The following is a 15,127-nucleotide window of genomic DNA, read 5'->3' as shown; positions in this document are numbered from 1 at the left end:
TTAGCAATAGGCCTTAAGCTTTTGCCGTCGGCAAGCGAGGTTTGCTTCGCACCAGTAAGTGCGCGCCAAGGTAACAAGAGGTCAGCACAAAACTGGCGGCTAAGTAGAGCAGTAGGCCATGTTCGATATGATTAAAGCGACTCGCAGCAACCGGGCCGATAACCGAACCGACGGAATAACTGAGCAACATAATCTGAGTTGCAGACACAATTTGGCTGCTGGGCAGATGATCGCAGGCCAGACTGATGGCGATAGGGTAGAGGGCAAAGGCGCAGGCGCCCAGCAACACAAAGCCTAACCAGAGTCCAACGAGGGATTTCTGTGTCAGTAAAAAGAGTGCCGCTGCACCAATTAAGCAGAAGGCGGCCATTAATGCACTCTTCTGGAAGCGTGGAGATAAATAGCTCACTAAGGGCTGGACAATCATGCCGCCCATAATGATCAGCGCCATAAATTGCCCTGTCTGCTGGGCAAATCCCATGTCCTGCGACACATAAACAGGTAATAGGCCGTAAATGGGGCCGAGCAATAATCCCGAGACCAAACAACCGACTACGGCGGGTTTACTCAGGTTTTTAAGATCCGAGAGGGCAATCGAGTGTTGCTCGCTCGATTGTGGTTGACCGCGTTTGACTAAGAGCGCGGGTAAACTGGCGGCGGCCAGTAAACCTATCACCACTAAATAGGGAAGGTTGCCCGTGGTACCTAAGTAATCGACCGCGAGTTGTCCGATTGCCGTGCCGCCGTAGAGGGCGGTCATATATAGGCCTAAGCGTTTGGCCCGTTGTTTTTGGGTATCGGCCATCAGCAACCAAGATTCGACGACCACAAAAATCCCTGCCACCGCGACACCAGCAACGAGTCGCGAAGCGAGCCAGATATCGCCCTGTGGCAGCAGTACCATGACCACAACGCTGCACAATAAGATATTGAGAAATAAAATAAATGCCTTGCTGTGGCCAATACGTGCCACGATTGGCGCGATGCAAGGTGCGCCCAGCAATAAGCCTAGGTAGAAAATACTCGCGAGCCATGGTGCGAGATCGGAGCTGAGCTCAAAGTAACTGAGAGACAGCGGGATCAAACTCATCAAATAGCCCGAAGCGAGGGCAAATAGGCTTAAGCCAGCAACAGGCACAAACAGCCCTGGCTTTTGAGTCGATGGAGTTAATGCACTATTTTCCACAAGCGGTACCAAAATGGATAAATCATTAGCGGGAGGTGAGATTACGGGCGCGACTTTAGGCCGAATTTTGTGCAGGGTAAAGTGAGTTAGATTGACTGAGATGGTGAATAATATTTGTGTTTATTATTCATAGAGATAATGAGCTTTAAATGTTACAAGCTTGCGATTTTGTTGTGCGTTTTTTCGACGTTGAATGAAGGGTTATTAAACATGTCGGGTAATTATACTTGAGTGCTGTTAAACATCACTACACGATTTCTCCCCGCCAGTTTTGCCTGATACAGCGCCTTATCCGCGCGGCGCAGCAGGGATTCTGGCGCCTCGTCTAATGCGCTCATCGCGGTAAAGCCGATACTGACACTGACGCTGAGCTGTACATCATCATATTCCATGGCGGCCTTGGCAATGGCTTCCCTGATATCGTTAAAAAACTGCAGGGCATCATACCCAGTTTGCTCGAGGAAGATTATCGCAAATTCCTCACCGCCGATCCGAAAGAATTTACCTGGACTCGTCATCAGGGTTTCGGTAATCGCGACAATCCGCTGTAACACATAGTCCCCTGCGGTATGGCCAAATTGGTCATTGAGCATCTTAAAATGATCTATGTCCATCAAAGCAAAGTAAAAGGCTTGTCCCTGTTCATGGAACACCGCGATGGCTTGTTGGATTTTTTGGGTAAACACCCGTCGATTGGCCGCACCTGTTAAATGATCCGTTGAGGCAAGGTATTCGAGTTCTTTCAGCTGTAGACGCAGGCTGATGTTCAGGCTAATCCAATTGGCTAAGCACTGTAACTCTAAGGCGTGTAAATCGGTGTAATAATTGGATTGCTGATGGGCAACATTAAGTGTGCCCAAACAAATATCCCCATAGAGTAATGGGGCGTCCATGCAGGTATTCATGCCGCTCTGGGCAAGCATGATGCAGTCCAGATCTGCGGATGTCGTCAGATCATCGCAAATCAGTACTGTCTTGTTAGTGAATACGCGCCCAACAAAGGTGTTAGCAATCGGGACTCTAAAGTCGAGTGGAATAGCCTTATCGCCACTGATGGAATAGATTTTTAGGTAGTCGGCATCGTCCTTTAAGGTGATGCTGACTCGTTGTGCATCAAAGAGTTGATAGATCCATTGGGAAACCGTATCGAGCACTTCTTGGAGTGAGGTCGCCACGGCAAGCGCCTGCACAAAGTCCACGGGGAAGCTAATCTGATGTTCCTTGGCACTATCAGATAAACTCAAGGGGTTAAAATATCTGTCCATCGCTATCCCCTCCCTTAAACGCCTTTGGTCATTTAAAGCAATATTTTAAATGCCTAAATAAGGTTCTAGCTGCAATATAGAGTGAGTTTGCACGCTCTGCAATCTTTGTTGGTTTTAGGTTAAAGAATCTCTTGTTTGCATTCAAGCTGACACAACTTGATAGGGCCGCGCGAAGGGGGAGATAGCTTGAAAATCCGCATCATCTCGGGGCTCAGACGGTTGTTGTTCGGCGAGCCGTTAAATTGAGTGGTTGTTTAAATGTGAATAAATTGGAAAATATGCAGCGATTGTCTTTGGTGGGATTTTTGGTTGTAAAAGTGTAAATGGTTTAGATATTTTGGTTTTAACTGCTGTTTTTAAGATTAAATTCAGCCTTTATCACTTGGTCGAAAACTAAAGTTTGATGTATGTCACAGTTTTAAACATTTATTCAATTACAGCTTTGGCAAACTTTTGCGGTATTTTTGTACGTTTGAAAATTTTGTACATAAGTTCAGATCAAAAACAGGTGATTTTTATCTCGAAAATGGCATTTTTGCGCCTTTTGTCTGCAGTATTTGTGGTTGCTTGGTGGCAAAAGTACAAAATAAACTGCTTTGCCAAGTGTGACCTATGCCCTAAATTTGCCTAAAAAAATAATGGTATGAAGGTTGTCACCATGTCCTTAGAGCAATCAACGTCGGTTCCCCCCAATCATTCGCCCGCGAATGCCGGGCTTGAAAAGAAAAAAATGCTGATCTTAGTGGCGGATATTCTGCTGCTATTCGCGCTGTATTACGGTTTACCCTTTGACCAAGGGGTCAATACAGGGCTGGCTATCTTAGTGTTCGCCGCCATCTTGTGGTTAAGCGAAGCGATTCACATCAGTATCACGGCGATTTTAGTGCCGATTTTGGCGGTATTCTTTGGGGTGTTTGAAACCAAAGAAGCCATGAGTAACTTTGCTAATCCCATTATCTATCTGTTTTTCGGTGGTTTTGTATTAGCCGCGGCGCTGCACCATCAAAAGATCGATACCCTGATAGCGCAAAAATTATTACTGGCCTCCAAGGGTAAACTCAGTATTGCCTGTTTAATGCTGTTTGGCGTGACGGCGTTGCTGTCTATGTGGATCAGTAACACAGCAACCACGGCGATGATGTTGCCACTCGCGCTGGGGATTTTGCAGCAGCTCGATCGCAAGATGTACCACAGCACTTATGTGTTCTTACTGCTTGGGATTGCCTATTCCGCCAACATTGGTGGCATTGGTACCTTAGTCGGCAGCCCGCCAAACGCGATTGCCGCGGCGCAGGTCGGCCTAAGCTTTAGCGACTGGCTGAAGTTTGGCATTCCTACGGTGATCTTGATGTTACCTATGATGCTTTTGGCACTCTACTGGTACTTTAAGCCGGATCTATCGGCGCAATGTAAGTTGGATGTTGAAGAACAAAAACTGACTTTCCAAGGCAAACTCACCTTAGTTATCTTCCTCGCGACGGTTTGTTGCTGGATTTTCAGTGTGCCGCTGGCCAAAGCGCTCGGTGGGATCACGCAATTTGATACCGTCGTCGCCCTTGGCACTGTAGTGTTGCTGGCAGGACTTGGGCTCGTAGGCTGGAAGAAGATCGAATCGACCACAGATTGGGGCGTATTGATCCTGTTCGGTGGCGGTTTAACCTTGAGTGCCGTGCTCAAAAGTACTGGTACCAGCGTGTTCCTCGCGCACTGGATGACGGATATTTTTGGTAGCACCCATATGTCGCTGTTCGTGTTCGCGGTAATCGCTTTCGTGGTGATGCTGACCGAGTTTGCCAGTAATACCGCGAGTGCCGCGCTGTTAGTGCCAGTATTTGCGGCGATTGCCGAAGCATTAGGGGTATCGCCTGTGATGCTCTCAGTGCTGATTGGTATTGCGGCTTCCTGCGCCTTTATGTTGCCAGTGGCGACGCCGCCTAACGCCATTGTTTACGGCTCTGGCCATATTAAGCAATCGGAAATGGTGCGAGTGGGTATGATAGTTAACTTCCTCAGCATGATAGTGCTGGGCATTATTGCCCACACCTTCTGGGAAGTGTAAACGCGCCTGATTCATTCAAATAAAATACCCAGCTAGGCTGGGTATTTTTATGGGCGAAACTATAGATTCTAGCAATAACGCTGCAGCCATTGGTCGAGCGCCGACTTGGGTAAGGCGCCCGCTTGCTGGGCGATAAGATGCCCCTGTTTGAATATCATCAGCGTAGGGATAGAGCGGATCCCAAATTGCGCCGCCAACGCCTGTTGCTCCTCGGTATTAATCTTGCCGAAGCGAAATTGTGGTTCCCATGCTTTGGCTGCCGCCGAAAAGGTGGGCGCAAAGCTTTTGCAGGGGCCGCACCAGCTCGCCCAAAAATCAACAACGATTGGCAACTCTGACTTGTGAGCATGATTGATAAAATTGGCGCTCGTGAGCTCAATGGGCGCCGCCGTAAACAGATTCTGTTTACATTTGCCGCAGGTAGGCTGCTCAGTTAACCGCTCTTGGGGCACGCGGTTTAAGGTGTCACAGTGGGGGCAGGCGATAATCATGGGATGGCTCCTTAGCTCAATGCATGCTGTAGATATGGGGACGTCGTGGCAAATTTAAAGGGAGTTAAAGGCGTATCGAAACCTGCACCACAAAATGGGTGAGCTGCACCGACAAGCTCGGTTGGCGATGTTAGAATAGGCTCTTTGATGAATCACTTGTATGTAAGTGAAGACGAAGAGATTAATTAAATGACTGAATTAGAAGTTGTCGATCTGGTTATCGGCGAAGGAAAAGAGGCCGTAAAAGGCGCGTTGATCACCACTCAATACCGCGGTTTTTTGCAGGATGGCACTCAGTTTGATTCCTCCTATGACCGTGGTCAGGCATTTCAATGCGTGATTGGCACTGGCCGAGTGATTAAAGGTTGGGATCAAGGACTGATGGGCATGAAGGTTGGCGGAAAACGTAAGTTATTCGTCCCTGCGCATTTAGCCTACGGCGAGCGTCAAATTGGTGCCCATATCAAGCCAAATTCTGACCTCACCTTTGAGATTGAATTGCTTGAAGTGCTCACCCGCGATTAAGCGTTAGCTTGATGGGGTCAGCATCTGGCTGACTCCTTTGTGCGGCTTGCCTGCTCCCCTTTGGCTTTATCCTTTTTACTATGTCCCTTCGGCATTAACTGTTTTACACTGGACGAAAATCCCCCAATTTAACAACAGAGACTTTTCGTGGTAGCGGATTCTGCAGCAGAAATAAAGCAACTTCAGGCCGAAATCGCCGAGCTTAAACGTGAAAATGCGCGGTTAACGGCGCTCAATAATCGCGCCGAAGAAAAACTCTTTGCCGCCCTCGATGGCAATGGCTTGTGTTTGTGGGAGCAGCATGTTCCCAGTGGCAATCTCACCCTTTTCAATGTGAAGTGGGGCGAACTGCTCGGCTTTAGCCGCGAGGAGCTTCGCGCCCATGTCGACAGCTGGAAAAGCAAACTTCATCCAGAGGATAAAGACTGGGTAATCAAAGCCTTTGAAGACCATGTGAATGGCAAGGCCGATTATTATCAGGTCGTACACCGCATGCTGCACAAAGATGGCAGCATCACTTGGGTGTCGGATCGTGGCCGCATTGTTGAGCGTCTACCCGACGGCACGCCGCTGCGGATGATGGGCAGCCATATCGATATCACTCAAGAAAAGCGCTACGAGCTGGATTTAGCAAGGTTAGCCCATAGCGATCCGCTCACCAACCTGATGAACCGCCAAGCCATCACCACTGCCTTCGATGAGCTATTGCAACCCGGCCAGCGCGGGGCGTTATTCTTTATCGATCTTGATGGTTTTAAAGCCTTAAATGATCACCATGGCCACAAGTTTGGCGATAACTTATTGGTGCATGTGGCGCATTCCTTAGTGGAACATTCGGGCGCGCAGGCGAAGATCGCGCGGCTCGGCGGGGACGAGTTTGTGATTGTCCTGCCCACTTCGGATATCGAAGCCTTAGGAATGCTCGCGCAATCCTTATTGGATGTTTATCGACAGCGTTTCTTACTCGATGGTTGCGAGGTGGCGATTAGCCTGAGTATCGGTATCGATATTTTTGAGTATGGTGATCGTTTTGCTCAAAGCTGCGATCGCGCCGATGCCGCTATGTATCGTATTAAACACCAAGGGAAAAACGGCTACAGCTTCTCTCGGAATGAGCGCGCTATTGACCGTTAATCGGCGGCAGATGCGCCTAGCTTGCGCGTCTTTATAAAGTGATATTTCACAGCTGACAGCCCCACACCTCAACGGCGGCATCTTGTTTGTTCGGCGGGCCAATCCAATGACTCATAGCTTGGCACTGCGTCTCCCCCGAAGCCTGAGTGAAGCACAGCTCAAAATCCCCCGCCTCGGGTGTGCGCCCTAGGCGTAATCTCGGCAGCACGGGCAACTTAGGTTGATAATGCCAACTGCCATTGCTAAATACTGCATCATCGGGGATTTCCATTCCCGCGCCCGTGCCTTTGACTCTGGCCTCAGTGAGGCGTAATCCTTGAGTGGTGACTTGATAGTCTTCTTCCCAGCGGATTTTTTCTATACTGTGGTTCCACGCGAGGGTGAATTGCTCTGTGGGCACTTGCGCCCACAGTGTGCCCGCTAGGCCTAAACATAGACCTAGCATCTTATTGCCTTACCTTTGCATACACTCAAAACCTTACCCCTGCTCGGCAAGACGTTTCAGTTTGCGCGCTCTAAGGCTGTGCTGCACGATAAAGAGTAGCGCCAGACCAAAGCCGATTTCATCACTGAGCGGTGTCGCAAGGATTAAACTGGCTCCGGCGAGGAAGCCGATAACACGCTCCCACCAATAGAGTTTTTGCAGTAAGAAACCGGTGAAGATCACGCCCCAGATGCCTATGCCCACGGTGGCTTTTAACATCACAAAGCCGATGGCAAGCCAGCTATCGCTTTGTAGCATAAGCGCCGGATCGTAAACCGCCATAAAGGGGATCACAAAGCCAGCGATAGCGATGCGAATCGCCCATAGGCTGATCTTCAGCCCAGATTCTTTTGCGATTGGCGCGGCGGCAAAGCAGGCCAAGGCGACGGGAGGCGTGAGATCGGCCATAATCCCAAAGTAAAACACAAACATATGGGAGACGATCAGCGGCACACCTAAGTCCAGCAGGGCGGGGGCGGCGATCGAGCTGGTAATAATATAGTTAGGGATACTCGGGATGCCCATGCCCAACACCATGCAGGTAAGCATAGTTAACACCAGCGAGAGGAAAAGGTTATCTTGACCCACGGCGAGAATGTAACTGGCGAAGGTTGAGGCTATCCCCGTCAGCGAGACGATCCCGATAATCACCCCAACAAGGGCGCAGGCAATCCCCACGGGCACCGCATGGCGAGCGCCATCGACTAAAGCGTGCAGGCAGATGGTCAGGGTATCTTTGCCCCCTTTGATAAACCAGCAGACAGCGACAAGTAAGGCGATGACCCCAAAGACGACGGCGATACCCATCTGGAAGAAGCCAGCACACAACACCCCAAGGGCAATCCAAAAGGCAAAGCGCATCGCATTAGAAGGTAGGCGCAGCACAATTGCAGAGCCTAAGATCACAATCGAAGTCAGAGCTAAACCGACCATGCCGGAGAACAGTGGCGTACGTCCCGAAAAGAGCAAGTAAATCAAAATAAACAGTGGGATCAGCAGATACCAGCGCTCCTTCACTGCCGCCCAAGGATCGGGGCATTGGTCCTTAGGCAAACCACAGAGATTGGCGCGTTTGGCTTCCAGATGCACCATCCAGAACACTGAGCTGAAATACAACAATGCGGGGATTAACGCCGCTTTGGCGATTTCAATAAACGGCACGTTAATAGTTTCGGCCATGATAAAGGCCACCGCGCCCATGATGGGCGGCATAATTTGGCTGCCCATACTGGAAGTGGCTTCTACACCGCCGGCAAAGGCGGGGCGGTAGCCAAAGCGTTTCATCAAGGGAATGGTAAATTGCCCCGTGGTCACCACGTTGGCAACGCCCGAGCCTGTAATTGTGCCCATCATCGCCGAAGAAACCACGGCCACTTTCGCCGGGCCGCCGAGCTTATGGCCGAATAAACCCATGGCAAAATCGGTAAACAGACGGATCATCCCCGCCTGCTCTAAAAAGGCACCAAAGAGAATAAATAGGAAGATATAGGTAGCCGACACATAGGTTGGTGTGCCGTAGAGCCCTTCGGTACCGAAGGATAACTGATTGATAATTTGGTCAACGCCGTAGCCACGGTGCATTAAGTCACCGGGGAGATATTGGCCGAATAAGCCGTAGGCCAAGAAAATACAGCAGATAATCGGCAGTGCCCAGCCCATCACCCGCCGCGCGGCTTCAAACACTAAGACAATTAACACAACGCCAATTACCATATCGGCATCGGTGAGTTCACCGGAGCGCTGGATCAAGTCGGCCTCAAAAAACCATTGATAGGCGGCCGTTGCCATGCCCGCAAGACCAAGTACCCAGGCTAAGGGTTGCCAAGGGCGAGACTTGCCCACCGCCGGATAACTTAAAAATACGATTAACAGTAAAAAGCCTACGTGAGTTGCCCGCAAAACTTGGGTCGATACGGGATGAAAGGCGGCAGTAATGATTTGAAAAATAGAGAAAAGTAGCGCGGTGTAAAACAGCGCCTTGGGCCAGTCACTGGTCTTAGCGCCTAGTCCTTGTTCGGAATCGCTCATATTTATGCCTCACAGCATTAGACTACAGAGGGCGACGCAGCACTTGAGTGACGTTATCACTCAAGTGCTTAGGTGAAAAACGGGTCGCACAGATTGAGGTTACACCCTTAGAGTGCGCCAACTTCTTTGAAATAACGCTCAGCACCTGGGTGCAGTGGCGCAGGCAGGTTTTTGGTTGCCTTGTCTAATTGAATGGCTTTCGCCGCTGAGTGGGCGTTGCCGAGGCGGTCTAAATGCTCAAACATCAGTTTAGTCATCTGATAGGCTAAATCGTCAGACACACCGGCTTGAGTCACAAAGAGGTTTTGAATCGCAACCGTAGAGACATCGGCGGTTTGGCCTTCGTAGGTGGCTGCTGGGATCACCCCATGTTGATAGGCTGGGTTATTGATTTTGCCGATCACATCTTCGGGAATTTCCACAAAGTTGATTGGCATAGTCGCGGCTAAATCGCGGATCGCTGCCATACCTAAGCCCGAAGATTGTAGGGTCGCATCTAACTGACGGTTCTTAATCAGCTCGACCGATTCGGCATAGGGTAAAAACTCCACTTTGCCCATGTCTTCGTAGCTTAAACCCGCGGCTTTAAAAATGGCGCGCGCGTTGAGTTCAGTACCTGACTTAGGCGCACCGACAGAAATACGTTTACCTTTCAAATCGGCTAAGGTTTTGATACCAGATTCCTTATTGGCCACAATTTGAATGTAGTTAGGGTAAGCGGCTGCGAGCACGCGCACCTTATCTAATGGCTTTTTAAAGCCTGCATCGGCATCGCCTTGATAGGCTGCTGCTACCGAATCGCCTAAGGCTAAGGCCAATTCACCACGGCCCGCTTGCAGCAAGTTGAGGTTTTCAACCGAGGCTTTAGTGGCCTGCACTGAGGTTTTGGCGCCTTCAATGCCTGAGCCATAGAGCTGCGACAGTGCCACACCAATGGGGTAATACACGCCACTGGTGCCGCCAGTTAAGATATTGATAAAGGCAGGTGCGGCCGCCATTGAGGCTGCGCTGAGTGAGAGCGTTAATGCTGCGCCAACGGCGATAAAACGTTTGTTGATTTTCATGCTGAAATATCCTTATTTTTTATTGTGTTATATAGGGTAAGGTAAATCGGACTGTTTGATTGCTACTTTAGTATCACTACTTATATACCCAAATCTGCTCAAAATACAGGCTTTGTCACGAGTTTATATGCAGTCTAAATCGTGATTTATTAGGCGTATAACCAATATTCCAATAGGGCTAACGAGCGTCGGGTGCTGTGATGGCTAAAATGGAATAAGCTGATAAATCGGTAACTTAGCTGCGATTGTGGTTCTGGGTGATCTAGGTAAATAAAACCTTAGCAAAAGACTCAAGCAATGTGCATGTTGCTTTAGTCTAGGTGACATTTTCAGTTTAGGGCTTAGGCTAATTAAATCATCACCTTATTGATAACTTAATCTGTGTTGTTTGCGGGATAAATAACCAAAAACCGAGAGCGAGCCAATAAAAAGGGCTAACCGCAGTTAACCCTTAATTGTCGATATTGGAGGCGCACCCTAAAGTGCCACAATATTATTTAACGTTATCGAGGAGACCTTTAGACGCGTTTTTGGCGTGTTTTGCGGCACGTTTTTCCTTCATCGTCATTAACGGCTGTTTCTTGGCCTCTTTGCGATTTTTTTGCTCTTTACTCATAGTTAACTCCATGTACTTTCAGTGGTTGTTCATCAGGCTAATCATGTAAGCCATTTGCGTAAAACCCGTTCCATGATGTCCTGATTAAAGCGAAACGATTAAACTCGAATTACACCATTTTTAAATCACAACTATTTAAAACTATTGGTAAATTACTTGAATTTATTTGCCTCTCTGAGCGGTACTCGCAAAATAATCTTATCACCTAAATCCTAACTAAGATCCACCCACTACTTAGAATAATTCACGCTAATGGTAGTGCCAATGTGTATATAAAATATGCGGTTTAGCGCACGGTTTTAGCCCCGCGCCATTACCTGCGGGTCGACTTGCCGAGTATGCCGCCGAGTAGTCCGCGCAATATTTGTTTGCCGAGTTGATTACCCACGGTTCGCGCCGCTTGTTTGGAGAGTGTCTCGGCCAATCCTTGGCGGCGTTTATTGCCAAAGATCAGTTCGCTAAACCAGCCTTGATCCGCTTCTTGGGCGGTGGGCGTATTTGCGGTTTTGGTGCTAGTAGCGCCATTGGCCGCTTCGGCGTGCCGTTGATTGAGCCGCTCGTAGGCGGACTCTCGGTTGATTAAAGTGTCGTACTTGCCGCCAATGGGACTCTTGGCACGAATGGCGTTTAACTCCTCTGCACTTGCGGGCCCCATGCGACAGCGGGGCGGTGCAATCAGGGCGCGTTCCACCATAGTGGGCACACCTTTCTCGGCGAGTGTCGAGACTAAAGCTTCGCCCACGGCAAGTTGTGAAATCACCTCGCTGACCACCAATTTAGGGTTGGGCACAAAGGTCTCCGCCGCGGTTTTAACGGCTTTTTGATCCCTTGGGGTATACGCCCTGAGGGCATGCTGAATCCGATTACCGAGCTGACCTAAGATCTCGTTGGGAATATCGTCAGGAAACTGCGAGCAAAAATACACCCCGACGCCTTTGGAGCGGATAAGCCGCATAATCTGCTCTATGCGTTTAAGCAAATTTGCCGGGCAGCCTTCAAACAATAAGTGCGCCTCATCGATAAAGAAGACTAACTTGGGTTTATCGAGATCGCCGACTTCGGGTAGGTTTTCAAACAGTTCTGATAGCAGCCAGAGTAAGAAACTGGAATAGAGGTTAGGGGTCAGGATTAACTTATTGGCGGCTAACAGGTTGATAATGCCGCGCCCTTGTAAGTTAGTGCGCATCAAGTCTTCGAGTTGAAGCGCAGGTTCGCCGAAAAAGTCTTTGCCACCATCGCGCTCTAAACCGAGGACAGAGCGTTGAATGGCGGCGAGGGACTGGGCGCTGATAAGCCCATATTTGGCGGAGATATCTTTGCGCTCATCGGCGACTAAGTTCAGCATGGCGCGAAGATCGTCGAGATCGAGTAACAATAAACCTTGGTCGTCAGCCAGTTGAAACACTATGTCTAAAATACTGCTTTGGGTGTCATTGAGTTCGAGAATGCGCCCGAGCAGGGTCGGCCCCATCTCGCTCACGGTTGTGCGTAAGGGGTGCCCTTGCTCTCCAGCTAAATCCCAGAAAACCACAGGATTGGCCTCGGTTTGATATTCCTCAATCCCGATTTCGGCGGCCCGCTGGAAGAGTTTGTCGTTTGGTGTGCCCGCGACGCCAAGCCCAGAGATATCGCCTTTAATGTCGGTGATAAATACTGGCACACCTTGGCGGGAGAAGCCTTCGGCGAGGGTCATCAGCGAAACGGTTTTCCCCGTCCCGGTAGCGCCTGCGATCAGTCCGTGGCGGTTGGCATATTTAAGATTTAAGTGAACCTGTTGCTCACCTTTACCTAAGAGTAGAGTATTCAAGCGCAGTCCTTGTCTTAATTAGCCCCGTGATCAACCAATGGGGCGTCGGTCATGAGTGGATAAAAAAACATCACTCAGTGTTTGCCTTTCGTGGATCTGTGTCAATATCGTTGAGCACATAATCGATACAGCTCAAGTCAAGCTTGCCAATGTTAGCTTGGTTAAGTGTAGCTATTTTGTTGAGGAGCCTAAGATGAAAACCCCTTTGATTATGTTAGTCTTGTCCGCATCACTGTTGACCTCCGCCTGTGCCGAGTTAGCCTGTTCTGCCCGGACGGATGTTGACCCCTATGAACCCATGCTAGATAAACAGCGCTGCGTGGCCGAGGCGGATAAACAGTTGGCAGCCCACGAGAAAGCCAAAAAAGCTGCAGAGGACCAACAGCTTAAAGAAGCTGTAGATAGAGCGATTCAACAACGTCAATAGAAAGGATTGGTATGAAGGGAGCGGGAGGAACACAGGGCGGTATTGGCCAATTTTTTATTGGACTTGCCATGATGTGTGCAGGATTTTATCTGTTATTCAATGCGATACAGGTAAGTTCCAGTTTTGGACTGGGCTATGGACTCTACCGCATGAATGCCTTTGGACAGGGATTCTCGATCACCACAGGTATGGTGATGCTGCCGTTTATCCTCGGGATAGTGATGGTGTTTTTTGATGCCAAGACCAAGCTCGGTTGGCTGCTCACCTTAGGCTCCTTAGTCGCCTTAATTGTCGGCGTAATAAGCTCGATTCAGTTTCACTTTAGGGCCATGTCGGCCTTCGATTTGATCGTGATTTTAGTGTTAGCCTTTGGTGGGCTGGGGCTGTTTTTACGCTCGTTAAAAGCGGCGCCCGCCGAGCAGAATGATCCCAAATAACGGCTACACTGAAATCTAGTTCCCATACCCATAGCCTAGGAAATCCAATGCGTTGGCGTGACAGTGACCGCAGCTCCAATATCGAAGACAGACGTGACCAACAGATGGCGTCCGCGGGCGTGCCCAGCGCGCTCCTGCTGCGCTTGCTGCCTTTTCTACTTCGCACCAAAATCGGCCGAGTGATATTGCTGCTAGGCGGATTGTATTTTGCGTTTCAATATTTTACTGGCGGATTATCCCTAGACCCGAGCAATCAAGCGGGGTTCAGCCAATCACAATCGGCCAGCAATACGGCCGCTCAAGATGAAAATGCTCAGTTTGTGGCGGCAATCTTAGGCACCACCGAAACCGTCTGGAATCAATTGCTGCAGGGGCGATATGTCGAGCCCAAACTGGTGCTTTATCGCAATATGACCTCAACGGGATGCGGTATGGGACAGGCGCAATCAGGGCCTTTCTATTGCCCCGCTGATAGCAAAGTTTATATCGACTTGAGTTTTCTCGAGGAGCTGAAAAAACTTGGGGCGCCGGGGGATTTTGCCTTCGCCTATGTGATTGCCCACGAGGTGGGTCACCATGTGCAGAACCTACTCGGGACCAGCACTAAAGTGCGTCAGGCGCAGCAAGCCGTCGGCAAGGCGCAGGCCAATCAATTGAGTGTTGCCCTTGAATTGCAAGCCGACTGTTATGCTGGCGTGTGGGGGCATTATGTCGACAGGCAGCTCAATTTGCTCGAAGCCGGAGATGTAGAAGAGGGCATTGCTGCTGCGAGTGCCGTGGGGGACGATCGCTTGCAAAAAATGGCTGGCCGAGCCGTACAACCCGAAGCTTTTACCCATGGCAGTTCGGTTGACAGGGTAAAATGGTTTAAGACGGGTTTTGCCTCAGGCAAGCTTGCCAGCTGCAATACATTTAATGGCAAATAGCGAACCAGTAATCGCGTCAACGTAGGATGGGTCGATGGCATTTGAAGATAGGTTTCGGCTCAGTAGCCATGGGGTGATCACTAACGATGCAGGCCAAGTGTTACTCCTTAAGGCAAATTACGGCAATTGCGCCTGGGGCTTACCCGGCGGCGCCTTAGAACCAGGAGAGACCATTCACGAAGCGCTGCTGCGCGAATGCCAAGAGGAACTGGGGCTGGCGGTGAACGTCCACTACCTAAGCGGCGTGTATTATCACAGCACCTATCAATCCCAAGCCTTTATCTTTCGTTGTGAGTTTGCATCTGCCGATGCGGTGATTCGCTTGAGCCATGAACACTCAGAGTTTGCCTTCCATGATATCGACACGCTTAGCGCGGTTCAGCTGCAAAGAATTAAAGATTGTCTTAATTTCAATGGTGTTGTCGTGAGTGCAAAGTTTTAAGGCTTTGTCAGCAAGCACGGGTGGTTGCTTTTAAAAGCAAAGTCAAAGTCGTGGGGCTTCACCCCACACCCGACCAAGAGGGGATCAACAGCAATTCCCTCTTGGATCTCCCTTGCCGCGCCTAACGGAGTTGAAAGCCCCTTGTGCTCATTGCCAAATTTGCTATCGCTTCCGAAGGATGCGTCCCTGCACCTGCGAAAGCTAGCTCGCCATATATGGACCCATCCGGTTTGCAA

At 49.7% G+C, this 15,127-nt stretch carries 15 protein-coding genes; 7 read left to right on the top strand and 8 right to left on the bottom strand.

Features of this window, described 5'->3' with window-relative positions:
• Nucleotides 1-13 precede the first annotated feature (13 nt).
• Both L2713_RS18180 and L2713_RS18175 read right to left on the bottom strand, forming a co-directional pair.
• Nucleotides 14-1,186: an MFS transporter gene (locus L2713_RS18180; RefSeq protein ID WP_248968858.1), complete on the bottom strand. Its 1,173-nt coding sequence runs from the start codon at nucleotides 1,184-1,186 to the stop codon at nucleotides 14-16.
• Between the two features lie 221 nt (nucleotides 1,187-1,407).
• Nucleotides 1,408-2,451: a sensor domain-containing diguanylate cyclase gene (locus L2713_RS18175; protein WP_248968857.1), complete on the bottom strand. Its 1,044-nt coding sequence runs from the start codon at nucleotides 2,449-2,451 to the stop codon at nucleotides 1,408-1,410.
• Nucleotides 2,452-3,109: 658 nt separating this feature from the next.
• Here L2713_RS18175 and L2713_RS18170 point away from each other — a divergent pair.
• Nucleotides 3,110-4,510: a DASS family sodium-coupled anion symporter gene (locus L2713_RS18170; RefSeq protein ID WP_109286831.1), complete on the top strand. Its 1,401-nt coding sequence runs from the start codon at nucleotides 3,110-3,112 to the stop codon at nucleotides 4,508-4,510.
• Between the two features lie 68 nt (nucleotides 4,511-4,578).
• Here the strand turns inward: L2713_RS18170 and trxC are convergent, their stop codons facing one another.
• Nucleotides 4,579-5,001, bottom strand: coding sequence for a thioredoxin TrxC (gene trxC, locus L2713_RS18165; RefSeq protein WP_248968856.1), 423 nt, complete (start codon nucleotides 4,999-5,001; stop codon nucleotides 4,579-4,581).
• 189 nt (nucleotides 5,002-5,190) lie between these two features.
• Here trxC and L2713_RS18160 point away from each other — a divergent pair, with 189 nt between their 5' ends.
• Nucleotides 5,191-5,526, top strand: coding sequence for an FKBP-type peptidyl-prolyl cis-trans isomerase (locus tag L2713_RS18160; protein ID WP_011621259.1), 336 nt, complete (start codon nucleotides 5,191-5,193; stop codon nucleotides 5,524-5,526).
• 147 nt (nucleotides 5,527-5,673) lie between these two features.
• Entirely contained in the window at nucleotides 5,674-6,660 is a 987-nt protein-coding gene (locus L2713_RS18155; RefSeq protein ID WP_248968855.1) for a sensor domain-containing diguanylate cyclase, read from the top strand.
• Nucleotides 6,661-6,706: 46 nt separating this feature from the next.
• On the opposite strand, the gene L2713_RS18150 is transcribed toward L2713_RS18155, so the two are convergent.
• The 5 genes from L2713_RS18150 to L2713_RS18135 form a co-directional block, all read right to left on the bottom strand.
• Entirely contained in the window at nucleotides 6,707-7,105 is a 399-nt protein-coding gene (locus L2713_RS18150; protein ID WP_248968854.1) for a DUF1850 domain-containing protein, read from the bottom strand.
• 33 nt (nucleotides 7,106-7,138) lie between these two features.
• The gene (locus L2713_RS18145) at nucleotides 7,139-9,172 is read right to left on the bottom strand and encodes a TRAP transporter permease (protein WP_011627360.1); all 2,034 of its coding nucleotides are present in this window, start codon (nucleotides 9,170-9,172) and stop codon (nucleotides 7,139-7,141) included.
• A gap of 107 nt (nucleotides 9,173-9,279) precedes the next feature.
• The gene (locus L2713_RS18140; protein ID WP_011627359.1) at nucleotides 9,280-10,236 is read right to left on the bottom strand and encodes a TAXI family TRAP transporter solute-binding subunit; all 957 of its coding nucleotides are present in this window, start codon (nucleotides 10,234-10,236) and stop codon (nucleotides 9,280-9,282) included.
• A 493-nt stretch (nucleotides 10,237-10,729) separates the two neighbouring features.
• On the bottom strand, nucleotides 10,730-10,852 hold the full coding sequence (locus L2713_RS20555; protein WP_041408679.1) for a hypothetical protein: 123 nt from the start codon (nucleotides 10,850-10,852) through the stop codon (nucleotides 10,730-10,732).
• A 313-nt stretch (nucleotides 10,853-11,165) separates the two neighbouring features.
• Nucleotides 11,166-12,659 (bottom strand): helicase HerA-like domain-containing protein, encoded by a 1,494-nt coding sequence (locus L2713_RS18135; RefSeq protein WP_248968853.1) that lies wholly within the window; start codon nucleotides 12,657-12,659, stop codon nucleotides 11,166-11,168.
• Between the two features lie 193 nt (nucleotides 12,660-12,852).
• Between L2713_RS18135 and L2713_RS18130 the strand changes: the two genes are divergently transcribed.
• The 4 genes from L2713_RS18130 to L2713_RS18115 are packed head-to-tail and all read left to right on the top strand — an operon-like array spanning nucleotide 12,853 to nucleotide 14,891.
• Entirely contained in the window at nucleotides 12,853-13,086 is a 234-nt protein-coding gene (locus tag L2713_RS18130; RefSeq protein ID WP_109286837.1) for a hypothetical protein, read from the top strand.
• A gap of 11 nt (nucleotides 13,087-13,097) precedes the next feature.
• Complete coding sequence (locus L2713_RS18125; protein ID WP_089068603.1) at nucleotides 13,098-13,523, top strand: hypothetical protein; 426 nt, start codon at nucleotides 13,098-13,100, stop codon at nucleotides 13,521-13,523.
• A 47-nt stretch (nucleotides 13,524-13,570) separates the two neighbouring features.
• Nucleotides 13,571-14,449, top strand: coding sequence for a KPN_02809 family neutral zinc metallopeptidase (gene ypfJ, locus L2713_RS18120; protein WP_248968852.1), 879 nt, complete (start codon nucleotides 13,571-13,573; stop codon nucleotides 14,447-14,449).
• A gap of 34 nt (nucleotides 14,450-14,483) precedes the next feature.
• Nucleotides 14,484-14,891 (top strand): NUDIX hydrolase, encoded by a 408-nt coding sequence (locus L2713_RS18115; protein WP_248968851.1) that lies wholly within the window; start codon nucleotides 14,484-14,486, stop codon nucleotides 14,889-14,891.
• The last annotated feature ends 236 nt before the right edge of the window (nucleotides 14,892-15,127 follow it).

The sequence above is a fragment of the Shewanella seohaensis genome, assembly GCF_023283775.1.
In the GTDB taxonomy this organism is placed as follows: Bacteria; Pseudomonadota; Gammaproteobacteria; order Enterobacterales; family Shewanellaceae; genus Shewanella; species Shewanella seohaensis.
The sequence above is the reverse complement of the archived record's forward strand: the minus strand, read 5'-3'. Positions and strand labels throughout refer to the sequence as shown.

Coding starts and splice junctions, on each gene's coding strand:
- L2713_RS18175 (WP_248968857.1), bottom strand. CDS start 2,451: ATGGACAGATATTTTAACCCCTTGAGTTTATCTGATAGTGCCAAGGAA.
- L2713_RS18170 (WP_109286831.1), top strand. CDS start 3,110: ATGTCCTTAGAGCAATCAACGTCGGTTCCCCCCAATCATTCGCCCGCG.
- trxC (WP_248968856.1), bottom strand. CDS start 5,001: ATGATTATCGCCTGCCCCCACTGTGACACCTTAAACCGCGTGCCCCAA.
- L2713_RS18160 (WP_011621259.1), top strand. CDS start 5,191: ATGACTGAATTAGAAGTTGTCGATCTGGTTATCGGCGAAGGAAAAGAG.
- L2713_RS18150 (WP_248968854.1), bottom strand. CDS start 7,105: ATGCTAGGTCTATGTTTAGGCCTAGCGGGCACACTGTGGGCGCAAGTG.
- L2713_RS18145 (WP_011627360.1), bottom strand. CDS start 9,172: ATGAGCGATTCCGAACAAGGACTAGGCGCTAAGACCAGTGACTGGCCC.
- L2713_RS18140 (WP_011627359.1), bottom strand. CDS start 10,236: ATGAAAATCAACAAACGTTTTATCGCCGTTGGCGCAGCATTAACGCTC.
- L2713_RS20555 (WP_041408679.1), bottom strand. CDS start 10,852: ATGAGTAAAGAGCAAAAAAATCGCAAAGAGGCCAAGAAACAGCCGTTA.
- L2713_RS18130 (WP_109286837.1), top strand. CDS start 12,853: ATGAAAACCCCTTTGATTATGTTAGTCTTGTCCGCATCACTGTTGACC.
- L2713_RS18125 (WP_089068603.1), top strand. CDS start 13,098: ATGAAGGGAGCGGGAGGAACACAGGGCGGTATTGGCCAATTTTTTATT.
- ypfJ (WP_248968852.1), top strand. CDS start 13,571: ATGCGTTGGCGTGACAGTGACCGCAGCTCCAATATCGAAGACAGACGT.
- L2713_RS18115 (WP_248968851.1), top strand. CDS start 14,484: ATGGCATTTGAAGATAGGTTTCGGCTCAGTAGCCATGGGGTGATCACT.